The sequence below is a fragment of the Streptomyces sp. V3I7 genome (genome assembly GCF_030817495.1).
GTDB lineage: Bacteria > Actinomycetota > Actinomycetes > Streptomycetales > Streptomycetaceae > Streptomyces.
Genome location: NZ_JAUSZK010000001.1, coordinates 5002133 through 5022866 on the forward strand (window position 1 = coordinate 5002133; position 20734 = coordinate 5022866).

A 20734-nucleotide genomic window follows, 5' to 3' on the forward strand; every position below is an offset into this window, starting at 1 on the left:
ACTCAATCCATGCGTGGGCTGTGCCCGGTGAGGCTATCCGCCCGCCTGCCCGCTCACCACCCATGGGGGGCCGGAAGGGTCAGCGCCCCTGGGAGGCCTGCGGCGCTTGCGTCTGCGTCGAGGTGTCGGTGGACAGCGCGGGCATCCCGAGGACGAGGGAGCCGACGAGTCCGGCGACGACGGTGAGCCCCAGCAGCCACCGGCCGGTTATCTGACCGGCGGAGGCCCGCTCGCGGGGCGGGGGAGCGACGTTGCTGCGGAAGGGGGCGACTTCGGCGTAGGAGGCGTAGGGCATGGGATCGCGCCGACGGAGCATCGGAGGCGCGCCTCCTTTCGGGACATTTCAGGGAACGCATGAACGACTCTCGTAAGGAGAGACGCACAAGTGTCGCAGAAGGTGCCCACTTGCCCCGAATTCGCGCAAGATCACCGGACTCGGCCCAACATTCACAAGATCGCTGAAGTACGCCGGAGATGTCGCATACCGGGAACGAACGTCCCGATGTCAGTGTCGGGCCGTAGAGTGGGCGCCGCCCGAGAGATGTGATGGAAGGACCCTCCGAGCCGTGACCGACACCCCCGCCGACGACCTCAAGCCCAGTTTCCGCAGCGATGTCACCGTCGAGCTGGTCAAGCACACCGCGTCGGACGCCGACGTGCTGTTCGCCGCCCGCGTCTCGACCATCGGCGAGCAGTCCCTGGAGGAGCTGAACAAGGACCCGGAGCGCTCCAAGGGCCTGATCAACTACTTGATGAGGGACCGGCACGGCAGCCCCTTCGAGCACAACTCGATGACGTTCTTCATCAGCGCCCCGATCTTCGTCTTCCGCGAGTTCATGCGGCACCGCGTGGGCTGGTCCTACAACGAGGAAAGCGGCCGTTACCGGGAGCTGGAGCCCGTCTTCTACGTCCCCGACGAGTCCCGCAAGCTCGTCCAGGAGGGCCGTCCCGGCAAGTACGTCTTCGTCGAGGGCACCCAGGCGCAGCAGGAGCTGGTCGGCCGCGCGATGGAGGACTCGTACATCCAGGCCTACGAGGCCTACCAGGAGATGCTGGCCGCCGGCGTCGCCCGCGAGGTCGCCCGCGCGGTCCTCCCCGTCGGCCTGTTCTCCTCGATGTACGCCACCTGCAACGCGCGCTCCCTGATGCACTTCCTCGGTCTGCGCACGCAGCACGAGATGGCCAAGGTGCCGTCGTTCCCGCAGCGGGAGATCGAGATGGTCGGCGAGAAGATGGAGGCCGCCTGGGCCGCCCTCATGCCGCTCACGTACGCCGCCTTCAACGCCAACGGCCGCGTCGCGCCGTAGGGCGACGGCACGCGTGTACGGATCGGGCTGGCGAAGTGTCCGTATTGCGGCATTTGGAGAAGTTCATCTAGCCTGATCAAACGGACCCGGCACTGCTTGAACCCCCGAGCAGGCAGTGCCGGGCTCCATGTTTATCGCGCTTCGTCACGTTTTTTCCCCGCACCCCGAAGGCGGCCGCCGCAGTGAGCAGCGAGTAGCGTGTTCCCCATGGCTCCGACCTCCACTCCGCAGACCCCCTTCGGGCGGGTCCTCACCGCCATGGTCACGCCCTTCACGGCGGACGGCGCACTCGACCTCGACGGCGCGCAGCGGCTCGCCGCCCACCTGGTGGACGCAGGCAACGACGGCCTGATCGTCAACGGCACCACCGGCGAGTCCCCCACCACCAGCAATGCGGAGAAATCGGAGCTCGTACGCGCCGTCGTCGAAGCGGTCGGCGACCGTGCCCACGTCGTCGCCGGCGTCGGAACCAACGACACCCGCCACAGCATCGAGCTGGCCCGCGCCGCCGAGCAGGCGGGCGCCCACGGCCTCCTCGTGGTCACGCCGTACTACAACAAGCCCCCGCAGGAGGGCCTGTACCGGCACTTCACCGCCGTCGCCGACGCGACCGAGCTGCCGGTCATGCTGTACGACATCCCCGGCCGCAGCGGCGTCCCGATCAACACGGAGACGCTGGTCCGCCTCGCGGAGCACCCGAGGATCGTCGCCAACAAGGACGCCAAGGGGGACCTCGGCCGCGCCAGCTGGGCCATCGCCCGGTCCGGCCTCGCCTGGTACTCCGGGGACGACATGCTCAACCTGCCGCTGCTCTCCGTGGGCGCGGTCGGCTTCGTGTCGGTCGTCGGCCATGTGGCCACCCCCGACCTCAGAGCGCTCGTCGAGGCCTTCACCTCCGGCGACGTCCAGAAGGCGACCGAGATCCACCAGAAGCTGCTGCCGGTCTACACGGGCATGTTCCGCACCCAGGGCGTCATGACCACGAAGGCCGCGCTCGCCCTCCAGGGCCTGCCCGCGGGACCGCTGCGCGCCCCCATGGTCGAGTGCACGCCGGAGGAGATCGCTCAGCTCAAGATCGATCTTGCCGCCGGCGGGGTACAGCTCTGACAACAGACTTCACAACTGAATAGCAGGCCAACCGGTGCCTGCACTTCCACACGACAACTGCTTTTGCATGAACGTCATGCGCGCCACGTGGCCACACCGGTACGTGGCGCGTGTGGTCAGGAGAGTCTTTTGAGTCATCCGCACCCTGAACTCGCCCCGCCGCCGCCGCTTCCCGAGGGCGGCCTGCGGATCACCCCGCTCGGTGGCCTCGGCGAAATCGGCCGGAACATGACCGTTTTCGAGTACGACGGCCGCCTGCTGATCGTCGACTGCGGTGTGCTCTTCCCCGAGGCGGAGCAGCCCGGTGTCGACCTGATCCTGCCGGACTTCACGTCCGTCCGGGACCGCCTCGACGACATCGACGGCATCGTGCTCACGCACGGCCACGAGGACCACATCGGCGGTGTCCCCTACCTGCTGCGCGAGCGGCCGGACATCCCGCTGATCGGCTCCAAGCTGACCCTCGCCCTGATCGAGGCCAAGCTCCAGGAGCACCGGATCCGCCCGCGCACTACCGAGGTGGAGGCGGGCGACCGCGAGCAGATCGGCCCGTTCAACTGCGAATTCGTCGCGGTCAACCACTCCATCCCGGACGCCCTCGCGGTCGCCATCCGCACCCCGGCCGGCATGGTGGTCCACACCGGCGACTTCAAGATGGACCAGCTCCCGCTGGACGGCCGCCTCACGGACCTGCACGCCTTCGCGCGGCTGAGCGAGGAGGGCATCGACCTCCTGCTCTCGGACTCCACGAACGCCGAGGTCCCGGGCTTCGTCCCGCCCGAGCGTGACATCACGAACGCGCTGGACAACGTCTTCGCGAACTCCCCCAAGCGCATCATCGTCGCGAGCTTCGCCAGCCACGTCCACCGCATCCAGCAGATCCTCGACACGGCCCAGAAGTACGGCCGCAAGGTCGCGTTCGTCGGCCGCTCGATGGTCCGCAACATGGGCATCGCGCGCGACCTCGGCTACCTGAAGGTCCCGCCGGGCCTGGTCGTCGACGTCAAGCAGCTGGACGACCTCCCCGACGACAAGGTCGTGCTGGTCTGCACGGGCTCCCAGGGCGAGCCGATGGCGGCCCTGTCGCGGATGGCCAACCGGGACCACCAGATCCGGATCACCGAGGGTGACACCGTGATCCTCGCGTCGTCCCTGATCCCCGGCAACGAGACCGACGTCTACCGCGTCATCAACGGCCTGACCCGCTGGGGCGCCAACGTCATCCACAAGGGCAACGCCAAGGTGCACGTCTCGGGCCACGCCTCCGCGGGCGAGCTGCTGTACTTCTACAACATCTGCAAGCCCAAGAACCTGATGCCGGTCCACGGCGAGTGGCGGCACCTGCGCGCCAACGCCGAGCTGGGCGCCATGACCGGTGTCCCGCACGACCGCGTCGTGATCGCCGAGGACGGCGTCACCGTCGACCTCGTCGAGGGCAAGGCCAAGATCTCCGGCAAGGTCCCGGCGGGCTACGTGTACGTCGACGGCCTCTCGGTCGGCGCCGTCGACGAGCCCGTCCTCAAGGACCGCAAGATCCTCGGCGACGAGGGCATCATCTCGGTCTTCGTGGTGATGGACTCGACCACCGGCAAGATCACCAGCGGCCCGGACATCCACGCCCGGGGCTCCGGTATCGACGACGCCGCGTTCTCCGAGGTCATCCCGAAGGTCAAGGAGGTCCTGGAACGCTCGGCCCAGGACGGCGTGGTCGAGCCCCACCAGATGCAGCAGCTCATCCGCCGCACGCTGGGCAAGTGGGTCTCCGACACCTATCGTCGCCGCCCGATGATCCTCCCGGTCGTCGTCGACGTCTGATCGTCGGCGCGCTGACCAGCAGCGGGGCCCCTCGGCACTGTGCCGAGGGGCCCCGCTGTATCACGGGCGCATGCCCCGCCGAAAAAATCTTGACAGCGGGGGTTGACTCCCCCTGGTCGGATCCGTAGAGTTCTTGGTCTGCCCCGGAGCCGGAACGGTTCTGTGGTAGGCACCTCTGCCGCGGATGCGGCACCCAACCACGAGCACGATCTCCCGAACGAGATGTTTTCGGCATGTCATATGCCCGAATCCATTTCGCCTCGGAGTGCGGCAGCCCGATTAGGAGCTGCCGGGAAGATCCGCTAATGTTTGGGACGTCGGAACGGCTGCAGGGCCGGGAAGACAAACCCCGCTGACTGGGGGTCAGGCACCGAAAAGGATCTGATAGAGTCGGAAACGCAAGACCGAAGGGAAGCGCCCGGAGGAAAGCCCGAGAGGGTGAGTACAAAGGAAGCGACCGTTCCTTGAGAACTCAACAGCGTGCCAAAAGTCAACGCCAGATATGTTGATACCCCGTCTCCAGCAACAGCTGGGGCGAGGTTCCTTTGAAATAACACAGCGAGGACGCTGTGTGCGAGGGGACTATTCCTCCTCTCGCACCGCTCTCGTGGTGTTCATCCCGATTACGGGAAAACATTCACGGAGAGTTTGATCCTGGCTCAGGACGAACGCTGGCGGCGTGCTTAACACATGCAAGTCGAACGATGAAGCCCTTCGGGGTGGATTAGTGGCGAACGGGTGAGTAACACGTGGGCAATCTGCCCTTCACTCTGGGACAAGCCCTGGAAACGGGGTCTAATACCGGATAACACTGCGGATCGCATGATCTGCGGTTAAAAGCTCCGGCGGTGAAGGATGAGCCCGCGGCCTATCAGCTTGTTGGTGAGGTAATGGCTCACCAAGGCGACGACGGGTAGCCGGCCTGAGAGGGCGACCGGCCACACTGGGACTGAGACACGGCCCAGACTCCTACGGGAGGCAGCAGTGGGGAATATTGCACAATGGGCGAAAGCCTGATGCAGCGACGCCGCGTGAGGGATGACGGCCTTCGGGTTGTAAACCTCTTTCAGCAGGGAAGAAGCGAAAGTGACGGTACCTGCAGAAGAAGCGCCGGCTAACTACGTGCCAGCAGCCGCGGTAATACGTAGGGCGCAAGCGTTGTCCGGAATTATTGGGCGTAAAGAGCTCGTAGGCGGCTTGTCACGTCGATTGTGAAAGCTCGGGGCTTAACTCCGAGTCTGCAGTCGATACGGGCTAGCTAGAGTGTGGTAGGGGAGATCGGAATTCCTGGTGTAGCGGTGAAATGCGCAGATATCAGGAGGAACACCGGTGGCGAAGGCGGATCTCTGGGCCATTACTGACGCTGAGGAGCGAAAGCGTGGGGAGCGAACAGGATTAGATACCCTGGTAGTCCACGCCGTAAACGGTGGGAACTAGGTGTTGGCGACATTCCACGTCGTCGGTGCCGCAGCTAACGCATTAAGTTCCCCGCCTGGGGAGTACGGCCGCAAGGCTAAAACTCAAAGGAATTGACGGGGGCCCGCACAAGCGGCGGAGCATGTGGCTTAATTCGACGCAACGCGAAGAACCTTACCAAGGCTTGACATACACCGGAAAGCACTAGAGATAGTGCCCCCCTTGTGGTCGGTGTACAGGTGGTGCATGGCTGTCGTCAGCTCGTGTCGTGAGATGTTGGGTTAAGTCCCGCAACGAGCGCAACCCTTGTCCCGTGTTGCCAGCAGGCCCTTGTGGTGCTGGGGACTCACGGGAGACCGCCGGGGTCAACTCGGAGGAAGGTGGGGACGACGTCAAGTCATCATGCCCCTTATGTCTTGGGCTGCACACGTGCTACAATGGCCGGTACAATGAGCTGCGATACCGTGAGGTGGAGCGAATCTCAAAAAGCCGGTCTCAGTTCGGATTGGGGTCTGCAACTCGACCCCATGAAGTCGGAGTCGCTAGTAATCGCAGATCAGCATTGCTGCGGTGAATACGTTCCCGGGCCTTGTACACACCGCCCGTCACGTCACGAAAGTCGGTAACACCCGAAGCCGGTGGCCCAACCCCTTGTGGGAGGGAGCTGTCGAAGGTGGGACTGGCGATTGGGACGAAGTCGTAACAAGGTAGCCGTACCGGAAGGTGCGGCTGGATCACCTCCTTTCTAAGGAGCACTTCTTACCGGGCTTGCCCGGTCAGAGGCCAGATCATCAGCGAACGTCTGATGCTGGTTGCTCATGGGTGGAACGTTGACTATTCGGCCGGGACCCTGGGTCGGAGGCTGCCAGTACTGCTCGCAAGAGTGTGGAACGCATGATCTTCGGACGGGGGCTTGGCCGGGCACGCTGTTGGGTGTCTGAGGGAATGATCTTCTCCTCAGTCGCCGGCCCCAGTGCACTCACCGGTTTGTCTGGTGGGGTGATGGGTGGCTGGTCGTTGTTTGAGAACTGCACAGTGGACGCGAGCATCTGTGGCCAAGTTTTTAAGGGCGCACGGTGGATGCCTTGGTACCAGGAACCGATGAAGGACGTGGGAGGCCACGATAGTCCCCGGGGAGCCGTCAACCAGGCTTTGATCCGGGGGTTTCCGAATGGGGAAACCCGGCAGTCGTCATGGGCTGTCACCCGCTGCTGAACACATAGGCAGTGTGGAGGGAACGCGGGGAAGTGAAACATCTCAGTACCCGCAGGAAGAGAAAACAACCGTGATTCCGGGAGTAGTGGCGAGCGAAACCGGATGAGGCCAAACCTACGACGTGTGAGACCCGGCAGGGGTTGCGTCGTGGGGGTTGTGGGATCTCTCTTCTGTCGTCTGCCGGCGACAGGACGAGTCAGAAACCGTTGATGTAGACGAAGGACATGCGAAAGGTCCGGCGTAGAGGGTAAGACCCCCGTAGTCGAAACGTCAGCGGCTCGTTTGAGAGACACCCAAGTAGCACGGGGCCCGAGAAATCCCGTGTGAATCTGGCGGGACCACCCGCTAAGCCTAAATATTCCCTGGTGACCGATAGCGGATAGTACCGTGAGGGAATGGTGAAAAGTACCGCGGGAGCGGAGTGAAATAGTACCTGAAACCGTGTGCCTACAAGCCGTGGGAGCGTCGGAGCAAGGCTTGCCTTGTTCTCGTGACTGCGTGCCTTTTGAAGAATGAGCCTGCGAGTTTGCGGTGTGTTGCGAGGTTAACCCGTGTGGGGAAGCCGTAGCGAAAGCGAGTCCGAACAGGGCGATGCAGTAGCACGCTCAAGACCCGAAGCGGAGTGATCTAGCCATGGGCAGGTTGAAGCGGAGGTAAGACTTCGTGGAGGACCGAACCCACCAGGGTTGAAAACCTGGGGGATGACCTGTGGTTAGGGGTGAAAGGCCAATCAAACTCCGTGATAGCTGGTTCTCCCCGAAATGCATTTAGGTGCAGCGTCGTGTGTTTCTTGCCGGAGGTAGAGCACTGGATAGGCGATGGGCCCTACCGGGTTACTGACCTTAGCCAAACTCCGAATGCCGGTAAGTGAGAGCACGGCAGTGAGACTGTGGGGGATAAGCTCCATGGTCGAGAGGGAAACAGCCCAGAGCATCGACTAAGGCCCCTAAGCGTACGCTAAGTGGGAAAGGATGTGGAGTCGCACAGACAACCAGGAGGTTGGCTTAGAAGCAGCCACCCTTGAAAGAGTGCGTAATAGCTCACTGGTCTAGTGATTCCGCGCCGACAATGTAGCGGGGCTCAAGCGTACCGCCGAAGTCGTGTCATTCATACAATAAGCCCCAACGGGTGTATGGATGGGTAGGGGAGCGTCGTGTGCCGGGTGAAGCAGCCGCGGAAGCGAGTTGTGGACGGTTCACGAGTGAGAATGCAGGCATGAGTAGCGATACACACGTGAGAAACGTGTGCGCCGATTGACTAAGGGTTCCTGGGTCAAGCTGATCTGCCCAGGGTAAGTCGGGACCTAAGGCGAGGCCGACAGGCGTAGTCGATGGATAACCGGTTGATATTCCGGTACCCGCTGTGAAGCGTCAAACATCGAGCATCGTGATGCTAAGGCCGTGAAGCCGTTCCGGACCCTTCGGGGAAAGGAAAGTGGTGGAGCCGCCGGCCCAAGCGGTTAGTAGGTGAGTGATGGGGTGACGCAGGAAGGTAGTCCATCCCGGGCGATGGTAGTCCCGGGGTAAGGGTGTAGGACGGTGTGTAGGCAAATCCGCACACCATGAGTCTGAGACCTGATGCCGAGCCGATTGTGGCGAAGTGGATGATCCTATGCTGTCGAGAAAAGCCTCTAGCGAGTTTCATGGCGGCCCGTACCCTAAACCGACTCAGGTGGTCAGGTAGAGAATACCGAGGCGTTCGGGTGAACTATGGTTAAGGAACTCGGCAAAATGCCCCCGTAACTTCGGGAGAAGGGGGGCCATCACTGGTGAGAGCACTTGCTGCTCGAGCTGGGGGTGGCCGCAGAGACCAGCGAGAAGCGACTGTTTACTAAAAACACAGGTCCGTGCGAAGCCGTAAGGCGATGTATACGGACTGACGCCTGCCCGGTGCTGGAACGTTAAGGGGACCGGTTAGTCACATTTCGGTGTGGCGAAGCTGAGAACTTAAGCGCCAGTAAACGGCGGTGGTAACTATAACCATCCTAAGGTAGCGAAATTCCTTGTCGGGTAAGTTCCGACCTGCACGAATGGCGTAACGACTTCTCGACTGTCTCAACCATAGGCCCGGTGAAATTGCACTACGAGTAAAGATGCTCGTTTCGCGCAGCAGGACGGAAAGACCCCGGGACCTTTACTACAGTTTGATATTGGTGTTCGGTTCGGCTTGTGTAGGATAGCTGGGAGACTTTGAGCACGGCACGCCAGTGTCGTGGGAGTCGTCGTTGAAATACCAGTCTGGTCGTGCTGGATGTCTAACCTGGGTCCGTGATCCGGATCAGGGACAGTGTCTGATGGGTAGTTTAACTGGGGCGGTTGCCTCCTAAAGAGTAACGGAGGCGCCCAAAGGTTCCCTCAGCCTGGTTGGTAATCAGGTGTTGAGTGTAAGTGCACAAGGGAGCTTGACTGTGAGACCGACGGGTCGAGCAGGGACGAAAGTCGGGACTAGTGATCCGGCGGTGGCTTGTGGAAGCGCCGTCGCTCAACGGATAAAAGGTACCCCGGGGATAACAGGCTGATCTTCCCCAAGAGTCCATATCGACGGGATGGTTTGGCACCTCGATGTCGGCTCGTCGCATCCTGGGGCTGGAGTCGGTCCCAAGGGTTGGGCTGTTCGCCCATTAAAGCGGTACGCGAGCTGGGTTTAGAACGTCGTGAGACAGTTCGGTCCCTATCCGCTGTGCGCGTAGGAATATTGAGAAGGGCTGTCCCTAGTACGAGAGGACCGGGACGGACGAACCTCTGGTGTGCCAGTTGTCCTGCCAAGGGCATGGCTGGTTGGCTACGTTCGGGAGGGATAACCGCTGAAAGCATCTAAGCGGGAAGCCTGCTTCGAGATGAGTATTCCCACCTCCTTGAGAGGGTAAGGCTCCCAGTAGACGACTGGGTTGATAGGCCAGATATGGAAGCCCGGTAACGGGTGGAGTTGACTGGTACTAATAGGCCGAGGGCTTGTCCTCAGTTGCTCGCGTCCACTGTGTTGGTTCTGAAACCACGAACAGCCCCACGTTTCACAGAGCGTGGTCTGGTTGTCAGTTTCATAGTGTTTCGGTGGTCATAGCGTGAGGGAAACGCCCGGTTACATTCCGAACCCGGAAGCTAAGCCTCACAGCGCCGATGGTACTGCAGGGGGGACCCTGTGGGAGAGTAGGACGCCGCCGAACAAATTTTGAAGGGTTGGTCCCTGGACTTCGGTTCAGGGACCAACCCTTTTTTGTTTTCCGTCACTTGGAGTTCACGTGACGCAACGAGCATGCACGGCATGGGTACTGCTGCAATGCTCAGCGCCGCCGGCATCGGATCCGGTGACCAGGTCGTCGTGCCGGCCTTCGGGAACGTGGAGGTCGCCCAGGCGGTGGCGCGGACCGGGGCGCTCCCGGTCTTCGCCGACATAGACCCGGCGACGTACTGTCTCAACCCGTCCGCGGTCGAGGCGGCCGTAACTTCCCGTACCGCGGCCGTCGTTGTCGTCCATCGCTTCGGACGGCGGGCGGACGTCGAGCAGTTGCTCGGGGTCGGACAGCGGCGCGGGCTGCTCGTGCTCGAACACGGGGAGTCCGAGGCGCCGTACGACGAGATCGCACAGCGGCGTGAGCGTGCCGCCTATCTCGACGCCAAGTTGAGGGGCGTACGCACGCCTGACAGCGGTGACGGGCACACCTTCCAGCAGTACGTCGTCCGTGTGCCGGGGAACGGCCGGCCGGACCGGGACGCCTTCGCGCGTTCCGTACGGGCCAAGGGAGTTGAGTGCCGGGTGCCGGTAAGGACACCGGTGCACCGGCTGCCGGAGTTCCGGCGCTTCGTGTCCCTGCCGGAGACCGAGCGGGCCGCCGACGAGACGCTCGCGCTGCCCGTGGACGCCCCCCTGACGAAGCGGGAGATGCAGCGCATGGTGTCGGCCTGCAACGCCCTCGGGGGACTGCTTCAGCCCGCCTTCTGATCGGCGCCGAACGGATTTGGGAAGTCGCGCCTGTTCAGGGTACGATCTTCTTGTTGCCGCGAGGGAAACCTCGGAAAAGCAACTGGCCCCCATAGCTCAGTCGGCAGAGCGTCTCCATGGTAAGGAGAAGGTCAACGGTTCGATTCCGTTTGGGGGCTCCGCTAAAAGGCCTCACCCGATTCGGGTGAGGCCTTTTGCGTACCCGGGGGCGGGAGGGGGCGAGGGTCGCCCCCCCACCCCTGACCCTTTAATCCTTGTGCAACCCAGGCACCCGCATCGCGAGGATCGCCATGTCGTCGGACGGGGCGTCCGAGGCGAAGCGTTCCACCGCTCGCATGATGCGGGCCGCGACCGCGCCGGCCGTCAGGCCCGTGCAGGTCGTCAGAACGTCGGCGAGGCCGTCGTCGCCCAGCATGCGGGCGCCCTCGCGGCGTTCGGTGACGCCGTCGGTGACGCAGAGCAGGACGTCGCCTGGGTCGAGGGTGACCGTCTGCTCGTACAGCTCCAGGTCCTCGATGACGCCGAGGAGCGGCTGGGGTTCGGCCGCGGGCTCCACCGTGCCGTCCTGGCGCAGGCGCAGCGGGAGGGGATGGCCGGCGCAGACCACCTTCAGCTCGGCGCTGCCGTCCTCCTGCGGGCGCATCTCGCCGTACAGCAGCGTCAGGAAGCGGCTGCGGGCGCCCTCGTCGAGGATGGCCGAGTTGAGTCGCTCCAGGACGGCGGGGCCGCTGAGACCCTCGCGGGCCAGCAGGCGCAGCGCGTGCCGCGCGAGGCCGGTCACCGCCGCCGCGTTCGGGCCCGTACCGCACACGTCGCCGATGGCGAAGCCGTAGGCGCCGTCGCTGATCGGGAAGAGGTCGTAGAAGTCACCGCCGACCTCGTTGCCCTCGCCGGCCGCGCGGTAGATGACCTCGACCTCGACGCCCTCGATCTGCGGCAGGCCCGGCGGCAGGAGGCTGCGCTGGAGGGACTGGCTGATGGCCGTGCGCTCCGAGTACAGGCGGGCGTTGTCCAGGGCCAGGGCGGCCCGGCGGGACAAGTCCTCGGCCAATTCCAGGATTTCCTGGCGGAAGTGCTCGTCGGTCGGCTTGCCGAGGGTGAGCATGCCGATGACGCGGTTGCGGGCCACCAGCGGCAGGACGACCGTCTCGCCGCCGACCGCGGAGGCCGTGGCGAGGGTCGGGCCGATGCCCGAGGCGATCTGGTGGGCGGGGCCGCCGGTGAGGCCCAGGCTGCGCATGGAGGTGCGCAGCGCCGCCTGGTGGGCCACGTCGGCGGGGACCGTCCACACGCGGGCGCCCGGCGTGGGTACCGGGTCCGGCGGCGGGATCTTCGACAGCAACGACTTGATGCCGTCGATGAGTTCCTCGTCCTCGTGCAGGACGTACGACAGATACGGTTCCGAGGCCTGGTCGGCGATCGTGTAGACCGCGCACCAGGTGGCGAGGCTGGGGATCGTCATCTGGGCCATCAGGGCCAGGGTCTGGTCGCGGTCGAGGGTGCCGGCGAGGAGGTCGGAGGCCTCGACCAGGAAGCTGAGCGAGCCGCGACGCAGGCGTTCGAGTTCGCCCAGGCGGGCCGATTCGACGGCGAGGGCGATGCGGTCGGCGGCGAACTGGAGGCGCAGGGCCTCCTCGTTGGAGTACCGGCCGGGCGACTCGGCGGCGACGCCCAGAGAGCCCGTGAGGCGTCCTTCTACCTTCAGGGGGACCGTGACCACCGAGCGCATGCCCGTGCCGCTCAGCAGCGGTACGGCGCCCGGGACGGCCGTCAGGTCGTCGTGCACGGCCGGCATGCGCGCCGAGCCGTAGCGGCCGGGGCCGGCCTCGACGGGGACGCGGGCGAAGCGCTGGCGGGCCGAGGGCAGGCCGGTGGAGGCGCGGACCTCCAGCTCGGTCTCGTCGTCGGTCGCCAGCAGCAGGAAGGCGGCGTCGGCGTCGAGCATGTCGCGGGCGCGCTCGACCGTGCGCTGCAGCAGGCCGTCGAGGTCGTCGGGGGCCGGGGAGCCGATGAAGACCTCGAACGGGTCGCTGCTCTGGCCGTCCACGGACGGCGGCGAGTCGGAGGCCGGCAGGCGCAACGGCGTCTGCAGGACGGCTCGTTCGTGGTCCCGGACCAGGAGGCAGACCGTGGAGGGCTCGCCGCCCGTATCGCGGACGCGGAGGTGGGAGGCGTACACCGGGGTCACCCGGCCGTCGGCGCCACGGATGCCGTAACTGCCCTCCCAGCGGGACAGCTGGAGCGCCTCCGCGATGCCGGTGCTGGTGCCGGGCGTGTGCGGCCAGGCCGCGAGTTCGGTCAGGGGGCGGCCGGTGGCCTGGTCGGCGGGGTAGCCGAAGAGTTCCTCGGCGTCCTCGTTCCAGGCCGAGATGGCACCCTTACGGTCGATCTGCACGACCGCGACGCGGACCCGGCCGTCGGCCATCGGCAGCAACTCGGCGGGCAGCGACGGGCCTGCGGTGCGGGTGCCGACCGGACGCTCGGGCAGGTCGAGTTGGAACCAGACGGTCTTTTGGGTGGGCGAGTACTCCACGCCCCAGCGGTCGGCGAGCGCCGCGCAGAGCTGGAGGCCGCGGCCACCCTCGCGGTCGGGGCTGCCCATGTTGACGACGGAGCCCTGGAGCGGCACCTCGCGCTCCGGATAGCGGTCGGCGACCTCGATGCGTACGCCGTCGTCGGTGTGCAGGCACAGCACGTCGGCGTGGGTGCCCGCGTGCACCACCGCGTTGGTCACCAGCTCACTCGTGAGGACGACCGCGTCGTCGACCACGTCGGCGGCACCCCAGCCCTGAAGCGTGTCGCGGACGAAGGAGCGGGCGGTCGCCACCGACCGCCCGACGGGCTCGAAGCTGGCGGCCGCGCGCGCGGTGATCACTGAACTCCTCGACCGGTCGTCGACGTGCGGGGCTCCGGGACCGGCCTGGTCGCACCGCTGCTGCGGCATCTGCGAGCCCGTGGGCCGTGGCTCCGGGGGTGGTCCCCCGGGGATCAGTCCGGTGGTCATGGTCTGCGGCCGCCCCTCCGATGCCCGCTCGTGCTGGTGCCACCGTCCAGGCCGGACGGACCGGTGCGGCTGGACAGCCGCATGCAAGGTTACTTACCTTCGCGGTCCGAGCGGATGCCGGTCCGCAGTGTTTACGCCCCCGGCGTGTGCGGACGATGTGTGAAGCTGCCGAACTGTTATGGCCTGGTTCGGCAGGGGTGAAACACTGGGCAGGCTTCTGGTGAAGGTCTGGGCAGGCTGAGTGTGTTCCGTGTACAGCGGGCAGCAGCCCCTGGTGTGGCCGGATCACATTCGGCGCGCGGAGGCAGCAGTATCCGGTACGTACGCCGGAGTCAGCAGTAACCGGTACGTACGCCGGAGTCAGCAGTAACCGGTATGCCGGCGAGACAGGCACGCCGAGCGAAGAACCCGAACACAGCATGACGGTCGACCCCTGCGGGAGGGACACAGTGGAGTCTGGCGCAGCGACGCGTGGCACGAAGACGCGCGCGAAAGGCGGACAGTCCCCGCGCAAGCAACGCCAAGGGACCACCGAGGTGGATACGGCTGCCCTGAACCGACTGCTTTCGGCGCTCGTGTCGATGCGCGACGGGAACTTCCGTAAACGGCTCACGGTCTCCGGCGACGGCGTGATGTCGGAGATCGCCGCGGTCTTCAACGAGGTGGCGGACCGCAATCTGCACCTGACGGGCGAGCTGTCCCGGGTGCGGCGCATGGTCGGACGTGAGGGGAAGCTCACGGAACGGCTGGAGACGGGCGCCTGCGAGGGCTCCTGGGCGACCGCCATCGAGGCCTCCAACGCGCTCGTCGACGATCTCGTACGTCCCGTCTCCGAGGTCGGCCGGGTACTGACCGCGGTGGCCGAGGGCGACCTGTCGCCGCGCATGGAGCTGCGCACGCACGCGCCGGACGGGACCGGGCATCCGCTGCGCGGCGAGTTCCTGCGGGTCGGGCGGACCGTCAACAACCTGGTCGACCAGCTGTCGACGTTCACCGACGAGGTCACGCGCGTGGCCAGCGAGGTGGGCACCGAGGGCAAGCTGGGCGGCCAGGCACGCGTGCGCGGTATGTCCGGTTCGTGGAAGGACCTCACGGAGTCCGTCAACACGATGGCGAACCGGCTCACCGCGCAGGTGCGGGACATCGCGCTGGTGACCACCGCGGTGGCCCGGGGTGATCTGTCCCGCAAGGTCACCGTGCATGTGGCCGGCGAGATGCTGGAGCTGAAGAACACCGTCAACACGATGGTGGAGCAGCTGTCCTCGTTCTCCTCCGAGGTGACGCGCGTCGCACGGGAGGTGGGCACCGAGGGCATTCTGGGCGGCCAGGCGCAGGTGCCCGGGGTCGCCGGCGTGTGGAAGGAGCTCACCGACTCCGTCAACACGATGGCGGGCAACCTGACCGCGCAGGTGCGCGGTATCTCACAGGTGACCACGGCCGTCGCCAACGGTGACCTCTCGCAGAAGGTGACCGTCCCCGCGCGCGGGGAGGTCGCCCAGCTCGCCGAGACGATCAACCAGATGACGGAGACCCTGCGGATCTTCGCCGACGAGGTCACTCGCGTGGCCAACGAGGTCGGCGCCGAGGGCCGGCTGGGCGGTCAGGCCAACGTGCCGGGCGCCGCGGGCACGTGGAAAGACCTGACGGATTCGGTGAACACGGTTTTCCGGAATCTGACCACACAGGTGCGCGACATCGCCGCCGTGACGACGGCCGTGGCCAACGGTGACCTCTCGCAGAAGGTCACCGTCGACGTGGCCGGCGAGATGCTGGAGCTGAAGAACACCGTCAACGGGATGGTTGATCAACTGTCCGCGTTCGGTGCCGAGGTCACGAGGGTGGCCCGGGAGGTCGGGGTCGAGGGTGAACTGGGCGGCCAGGCGCAGGTGCCGGGCGCCGCCGGTACCTGGAAGGACCTGACCGACTCCGTCAACACCGCGTTCCGCAACCTCACCGGACAGGTGCGCAACATCGCCCAGGTGACGACGGCGGTGGCCAACGGTGACCTCTCGCAGAAGGTCACGGTCGACGTCTCCGGCGAGATGCTCAAGCTGAAGAAGACCGTGAACACGATGGTGGACCAACTGTCGTCGTTCGCGGACCAGGTGACGCGCATGGCGCGTGAGGTGGGCACCGAGGGCCGCCTCGGCGGACAGGCGCGCGTGGACGGCGTCTCGGGTACGTGGAAGGAACTCACGGACTCCGTCAACACGATGGCCGGCAACCTCACGGCCCAGGTGCGCGGTATCGCCCAGGTGACCACCGCGGTGGCCCGGGGTGACCTGTCGCAGAAGATCGAGGTCGACGCGCGCGGCGAGATCCTCGAGCTGAAGAACACCATCAACACGATGGTCGACCAGCTCTCCGCCTTCGCCGATCAGGTGACCAAGGTGGCCCGGGAGGTGGGCACGGAGGGCCGCCTCGGCGGTCAGGCGCAGGTGCCCGGCGTCGCCGGAGTGTGGCGGGACCTGACCGACTCCGTGAACGGCATGGCCGGCAACCTCACGGCCCAGGTGCGCAACATCGCGCAGGTCGCCACCGCGGTGGCCCGCGGTGACCTCTCCCAGAAGATCACCGTGGACGCGCGCGGCGAGATCCAGGAGCTGAAGAACACCCTGAACACGATGGTGGACCAGCTGTCGTCGTTCGCCCAGGAGGTCACCCGCGTCGCGCGCGAGGTGGGCACCGAGGGCATCCTCGGCGGCCAGGCCGAGGTCCAGGGAGTCGCGGGCACCTGGAAGGACCTCACCCAGTCCGTGAACTTCATGGCGAACAACCTGACCATCCAGGTGCGCAACATCGCCGAGGTCACGACCGCGGTCGCCAAGGGCGACCTGTCCAAGAAGATCACTGTTGACGCGAAGGGCGAGATCCTCGAACTCGTCACGACGGTCAACACCATGGTTGATCAACTGTCGTCCTTCGCCGAGCAGGTGACCCGCGTGGCCCGTGAGGTGGGCACCGAGGGCATTCTGGGCGGCCAGGCGCACGTGCCGGGGGTCACGGGCATCTGGAAGGACCTCAGCAACAACGTGAACCTGATGGCCAACAACCTGACCATGCAGGTGCGCAACATCTCCCAGGTCTCGGCGGCGGTCGCCAACGGTGACCTGACGCGGCAGGTGACCATCGAGGCGAGCGGTGAGGTGGCCCAGCTCGCCGACACCATCAACACCATGGTGAAGACGCTGAGTTCGTTTGCCGACCAGGTCACCAAGGTGGCCCGTGAGGTGGGCACGGACGGCATCCTCGGCGGTCAGGCGCACGTACCGGGTGTGGCCGGTACGTGGAAGGACCTCACCGAGTCCGTGAACCAGATGGCGTCCAACCTGACCGGCCAGGTGCGCAACATCGCCATGGTCACCACGGCCATCGCCAAGGGTGACTTGACCAAGAAGATCGACATTGACGCCCGCGGCGAGATCCTTGAGCTGAAGACGACGATCAACACGATGGTTGATCAGCTGTCCAGCTTCGCCGAGGAAGTCACCCGCGTGGCCCGCGAGGTGGGCACCGAGGGGCAGCTCGGCGGTCAGGCACGCGTGCGTGACGTGGATGGCACCTGGCGCGACCTCACCGAGTCCGTGAACGAGATGGCCGGGAACCTCACCCGGCAGGTGCGTGCCATCGCGCGCGTGGCGACCGCGGTGACCCGCGGCGACCTGAACCTGAAGATCGACGTCGACGCGTCCGGCGAGATCCAGGAACTCCAGGACTACATCAACAAGATGATCGCCAACCTGCGCGACACCACCATCGCCAACAAGGAGCAGGACTGGCTCAAGGGCAACCTCGCCCGTATCTCCGCGCTGATGCAGGGCCGGCGCGACCTGGAGGACGTGGCCTCGCTCATCATGAGCGAGCTGACGCCGGTGGTCTCCGCGCAGCACGGCGCGTTCTTCCTGGCGATGCCGCTCGTCGACGGCAAGGACATGAACCCCGAGAACGAGGACGCGTACGAGCTGCGCATGCTCGGCTCGTACGGCTACTCGATGGGCTCCATGCCGACGTCGTTCCAGCCCGGTGAGGCGCTGATCGGCACGGCAGCCAAGGAGCGGCGCACGATCCTCGTGGAGAACGCGCCCAGCGGCTACCTGAAGATCTCCTCCGGACTCGGCGAGGCGCCGCCCGCGCAAGTCATCGTCCTGCCGGTGCTGTTCGAGAACACGGTGCTCGGCGTGATCGAGCTGGCGTCCTTCACGCCGTTCACGCAGATCCAGAGGGACTTCCTCAACCAGATCGCCGAGATGATCGCGACCAGCGTCAACACCATCTCCGTCAACACCAAGACGGAGGTGCTGCTGAAGCAGTCGCAGGAGCTGACCGAGCAACTGCGCGAGCGCTCGGCCGAGTTGGAGAACCGGCAGAAGGCCCTCCAGGCGTCCAACGCCGAACTGGAGGAGAAGGCCGAGCTGCTGGCCCAGCAGAACCGTGACATCGAGGTCAAGAACACCGAGATCGAGGAGGCGCGGCAGGTCCTGGAGGAGCGCGCCGAGCAGCTCGCGGTCTCGATGCGCTACAAGAGCGAGTTCCTCGCCAACATGTCGCACGAACTGCGTACGCCGCTCAACTCGCTGCTGATCCTGGCCAAGCTGCTCGCCGACAACGCGGACGCCAACCTCACCCCCAAGCAGGTCGAGTTCGCCGAGACCATCCACGGCGCCGGCTCCGACCTGCTCCAGCTGATCAACGACATCCTCGACCTGTCCAAGGTCGAGGCGGGCAAGATGGACGTCTCCCCGACGCGTATCGCGCTCGTCCAGCTCGTCGACTACGTGGAGGCCACCTTCCGCCCGCTGACCGCGGAGAAGGGTCTGGACCTGTCCGTACGGGTGTCCCCGGAGCTGCCCGCCACGCTGCACACCGACGAGCAGCGTCTGCTCCAGGTGCTGCGCAACCTGCTGTCCAACGCGGTGAAGTTCACCGACTCCGGGTCGGTGGAGCTGGTGATCCGGCCCGCCGGCGCGAACGTGCCGATGGGCATCCGCGAGCAGCTCCTGGAGTCCGGCTCGGTGACCGACCCGGACGCGGAGCTCATCGCCTTCTCGGTGACCGACACCGGGATCGGCATCGCGAACAGCAAGATGCGCGTCATCTTCGAGGCGTTCAAGCAGGCGGACGGCACGACCAGCCGCAAGTACGGCGGTACGGGCCTCGGGCTGTCCATCTCGCGGGAGATCGCGCAGCTGCTCGGCGGCGAGATCCACGCGCAGAGCGAGCCGGGCCGCGGCTCGACGTTCACGCTGTACCTGCCGCTGTACCCGGGCGAACTGCCGCCGCAGGGCTACCAGCAGGCCCTGCCCCCGCTGGGGGTCCGCGAGCTGGTCGTCTCCGACAGCCACGCCTCCGAGCTGTCCGACGTGGAGGTCGAGACGCCGGCCGAGGTGAAGTCGTACCGGGACGCGCAGAACGGGCCCGCCGCCCTCTTCCGGCGGCGCCGGCGCAGCAGTGTCCCCCCGGTGGGCGAGTCGTGGCCCGTCCTCGCCGAGCAGGAGACCACCGCGCCGCAGTCGCAGCGGGCCGTGCGGTTCGGCGGCGAGAAGGTGCTCATCGTGGACGACGACATCCGCAACGTCTTCGCGCTCACGAGCGTCCTGGAGCAGCACGGGCTGTCCGTGCTGTACGCCGAGAACGGCCGTGAGGGCATCGAGGTGCTGGAGCAGCACGACGACGCGGCGGTCGTCCTGATGGACATCATGATGCCCGAGATGGACGGATACGCGACGACCACGGCGATCCGCAGGATGCCGCAGTTCGCCGGGCTGCCGATCATCGCGCTGACCGCGAAGGCGATGAAGGGCGACCGGGAGAAGGCGATCGAGTCGGGGGCGTCCGACTACGTCACGAAGCCGGTCGATCCCGATCACCTGCTGGCGGTGATGCGGCAGTGGATGAGTGGGGAGTGAGTGGCATGACCAGGGGCAAGGTGAACGCCGGGGGAACACGGGGCGTTCACGAGGAGTCGCCGGTTCACCGGTGCCGGAGCCGTGTAGAAGTGCGGGATCCGGGGAACGTTCTGGACCCCTGCCTCGTTTCCCGTCCGTGCGCGGTGACATCCCGGTGACAGGGTGTGGCGGCAGGCAGGGTGCGGCTACGATGACCGGCACAAGGGCGGACGGCGAAAGGGAGTCGTCCCCTGGGGCGGCGCCCGGTGTACCGCCGGGGCGAGGAGGGCGGGCCATGGTGCAGAAGGCCAAGATCCTCCTGGTCGATGACCGGCCGGAGAATCTGCTGGCGCTGGAGGCCATCCTCTCGGCGCTCGATCAGACGCTGGTGCGGGCATCGTCCGGGGAGGAAGCGCTCAAAGCACTGCTCACGGACGACTTCGCGGTCATTCTGCTGGATGTCCAGATGCCGGGCATGGACGGATTCGAGACCGCGGCGCACATCAAGCGGCGGGAGCGGACCCGGGACATCCCGATCATCTTCCTCACCGCGATCAACCACGGTCCGCACCACACGTTCCGGGGTTACGCGGCGGGCGCGGTCGACTACATCTCCAAGCCGTTCGACCCGTGGGTGCTGCGCGCGAAGGTCTCGGTCTTCGTCGAGCTGTACATGAAGAACTGCCAGCTGCGGGAGCAGGCGGCGCTGCTGCGGCTCCAGTTGGAGGGCGGCGACAAGGGCGCCGAGGGCCCCGGCAAGGAGTCGGCGGGCCTGCTGGCCGAACTCTCCGCGCGGCTCGCGGCCGTCGAGGAGCAGGCCGAGGCGCTGTCCAAGCAACTGGACGACGACGCCGCCGACGCGGCGGCGGTCGCCACGGCGGCCCATCTCGAACGCAAACTCACCGGGTTGCGCCGGGCGCTCGACGCCCTGGAGCCGGGTACGGGCAGCGGAGCGCCCTCCCTGCCGACGCAGAACTGACGCCGGCCACGACCGCAGTTGCCCCTGAACGCTCGTCAGTTCGGCGCCTCCGCAAGGGCAACACGAT

Annotated in this window: 8 protein-coding genes, 1 tRNA gene and 3 rRNA genes; 10 read left to right on the top strand and 2 right to left on the bottom strand. The window is 65.9% G+C overall.

Going from position 1 to position 20734, the window contains the following annotated elements; genetic code table 11:
• Positions 1-79 precede the first annotated feature (79 nt).
• Positions 80-316, bottom strand: coding sequence for a hypothetical protein (locus QFZ74_RS23430; RefSeq protein ID WP_307622779.1), 237 nt, complete (start codon positions 314-316; stop codon positions 80-82).
• A 250-nt stretch (positions 317-566) separates the two neighbouring features.
• Here QFZ74_RS23430 and thyX point away from each other — a divergent pair, with 250 nt between their 5' ends.
• From thyX to QFZ74_RS23470, 8 genes are all read left to right on the top strand, one after another.
• Positions 567-1307 (top strand): FAD-dependent thymidylate synthase, encoded by a 741-nt coding sequence (thyX, locus tag QFZ74_RS23435; protein WP_307622780.1) that lies wholly within the window; start codon positions 567-569, stop codon positions 1305-1307.
• A gap of 207 nt (positions 1308-1514) precedes the next feature.
• Positions 1515-2414 (top strand): 4-hydroxy-tetrahydrodipicolinate synthase, encoded by a 900-nt coding sequence (dapA, locus tag QFZ74_RS23440; RefSeq protein WP_307622781.1) that lies wholly within the window; start codon positions 1515-1517, stop codon positions 2412-2414.
• Positions 2415-2543: 129 nt separating this feature from the next.
• Complete coding sequence (locus QFZ74_RS23445; RefSeq protein WP_307622782.1) at positions 2544-4229, top strand: ribonuclease J; 1686 nt, start codon at positions 2544-2546, stop codon at positions 4227-4229.
• A gap of 636 nt (positions 4230-4865) precedes the next feature.
• Positions 4866-6390: ribosomal RNA gene (locus QFZ74_RS23450) — 16S ribosomal RNA — on the top strand.
• A 308-nt stretch (positions 6391-6698) separates the two neighbouring features.
• A 23S ribosomal RNA gene (locus QFZ74_RS23455) occupies positions 6699-9819 on the top strand.
• Between the two features lie 87 nt (positions 9820-9906).
• Positions 9907-10023 (top strand): 5S ribosomal RNA (rrf, locus tag QFZ74_RS23460).
• Together the 16S, 23S and 5S rRNA genes form the textbook arrangement of a ribosomal RNA operon.
• A 113-nt stretch (positions 10024-10136) precedes the next feature.
• On the top strand, positions 10137-10799 hold the full coding sequence (locus tag QFZ74_RS23465) for a DegT/DnrJ/EryC1/StrS family aminotransferase (RefSeq protein WP_307624258.1): 663 nt from the start codon (positions 10137-10139) through the stop codon (positions 10797-10799).
• An 85-nt stretch (positions 10800-10884) separates the two neighbouring features.
• Positions 10885-10957: transfer RNA gene (locus QFZ74_RS23470), tRNA-Thr, on the top strand.
• A gap of 89 nt (positions 10958-11046) precedes the next feature.
• On the opposite strand, the gene QFZ74_RS23475 is transcribed toward QFZ74_RS23470, so the two are convergent.
• Positions 11047-13803 carry a SpoIIE family protein phosphatase gene (locus QFZ74_RS23475; protein ID WP_307622783.1) on the bottom strand — a complete coding sequence of 919 codons (2757 nt, stop codon included), beginning with the start codon at positions 13801-13803 and terminating at the stop codon, positions 11047-11049.
• A 449-nt stretch (positions 13804-14252) separates the two neighbouring features.
• Between QFZ74_RS23475 and QFZ74_RS23480 the strand changes: the two genes are divergently transcribed.
• Together QFZ74_RS23480 and QFZ74_RS23485 are read left to right on the top strand one after the other, a co-directional pair.
• A complete protein-coding gene (locus tag QFZ74_RS23480; protein ID WP_307622784.1) occupies positions 14253-19709 on the top strand; it encodes a HAMP domain-containing protein in 5457 nt (1818 codons plus the stop codon).
• Positions 19710-19983: 274 nt separating this feature from the next.
• Positions 19984-20667 (top strand): two-component system response regulator, encoded by a 684-nt coding sequence (locus QFZ74_RS23485; protein WP_307622785.1) that lies wholly within the window; start codon positions 19984-19986, stop codon positions 20665-20667.
• Positions 20668-20734 lie beyond the last annotated feature (67 nt).

Excerpts from the sequence above, each read along its gene's own strand:
- dapA (WP_307622781.1), top strand. The coding sequence starts at position 1,515 with ATGGCTCCGACCTCCACTCCGCAGACCCCCTTCGGGCGGGTCCTCACC.
- QFZ74_RS23465 (WP_307624258.1), top strand. The coding sequence starts at position 10,137 with ATGCTCAGCGCCGCCGGCATCGGATCCGGTGACCAGGTCGTCGTGCCG.
- QFZ74_RS23430 (WP_307622779.1), bottom strand. The coding sequence starts at position 316 with ATGCTCCGTCGGCGCGATCCCATGCCCTACGCCTCCTACGCCGAAGTC.
- QFZ74_RS23475 (WP_307622783.1), bottom strand. The coding sequence starts at position 13,803 with ATGACCACCGGACTGATCCCCGGGGGACCACCCCCGGAGCCACGGCCC.
- QFZ74_RS23485 (WP_307622785.1), top strand. The coding sequence starts at position 19,984 with ATGGTGCAGAAGGCCAAGATCCTCCTGGTCGATGACCGGCCGGAGAAT.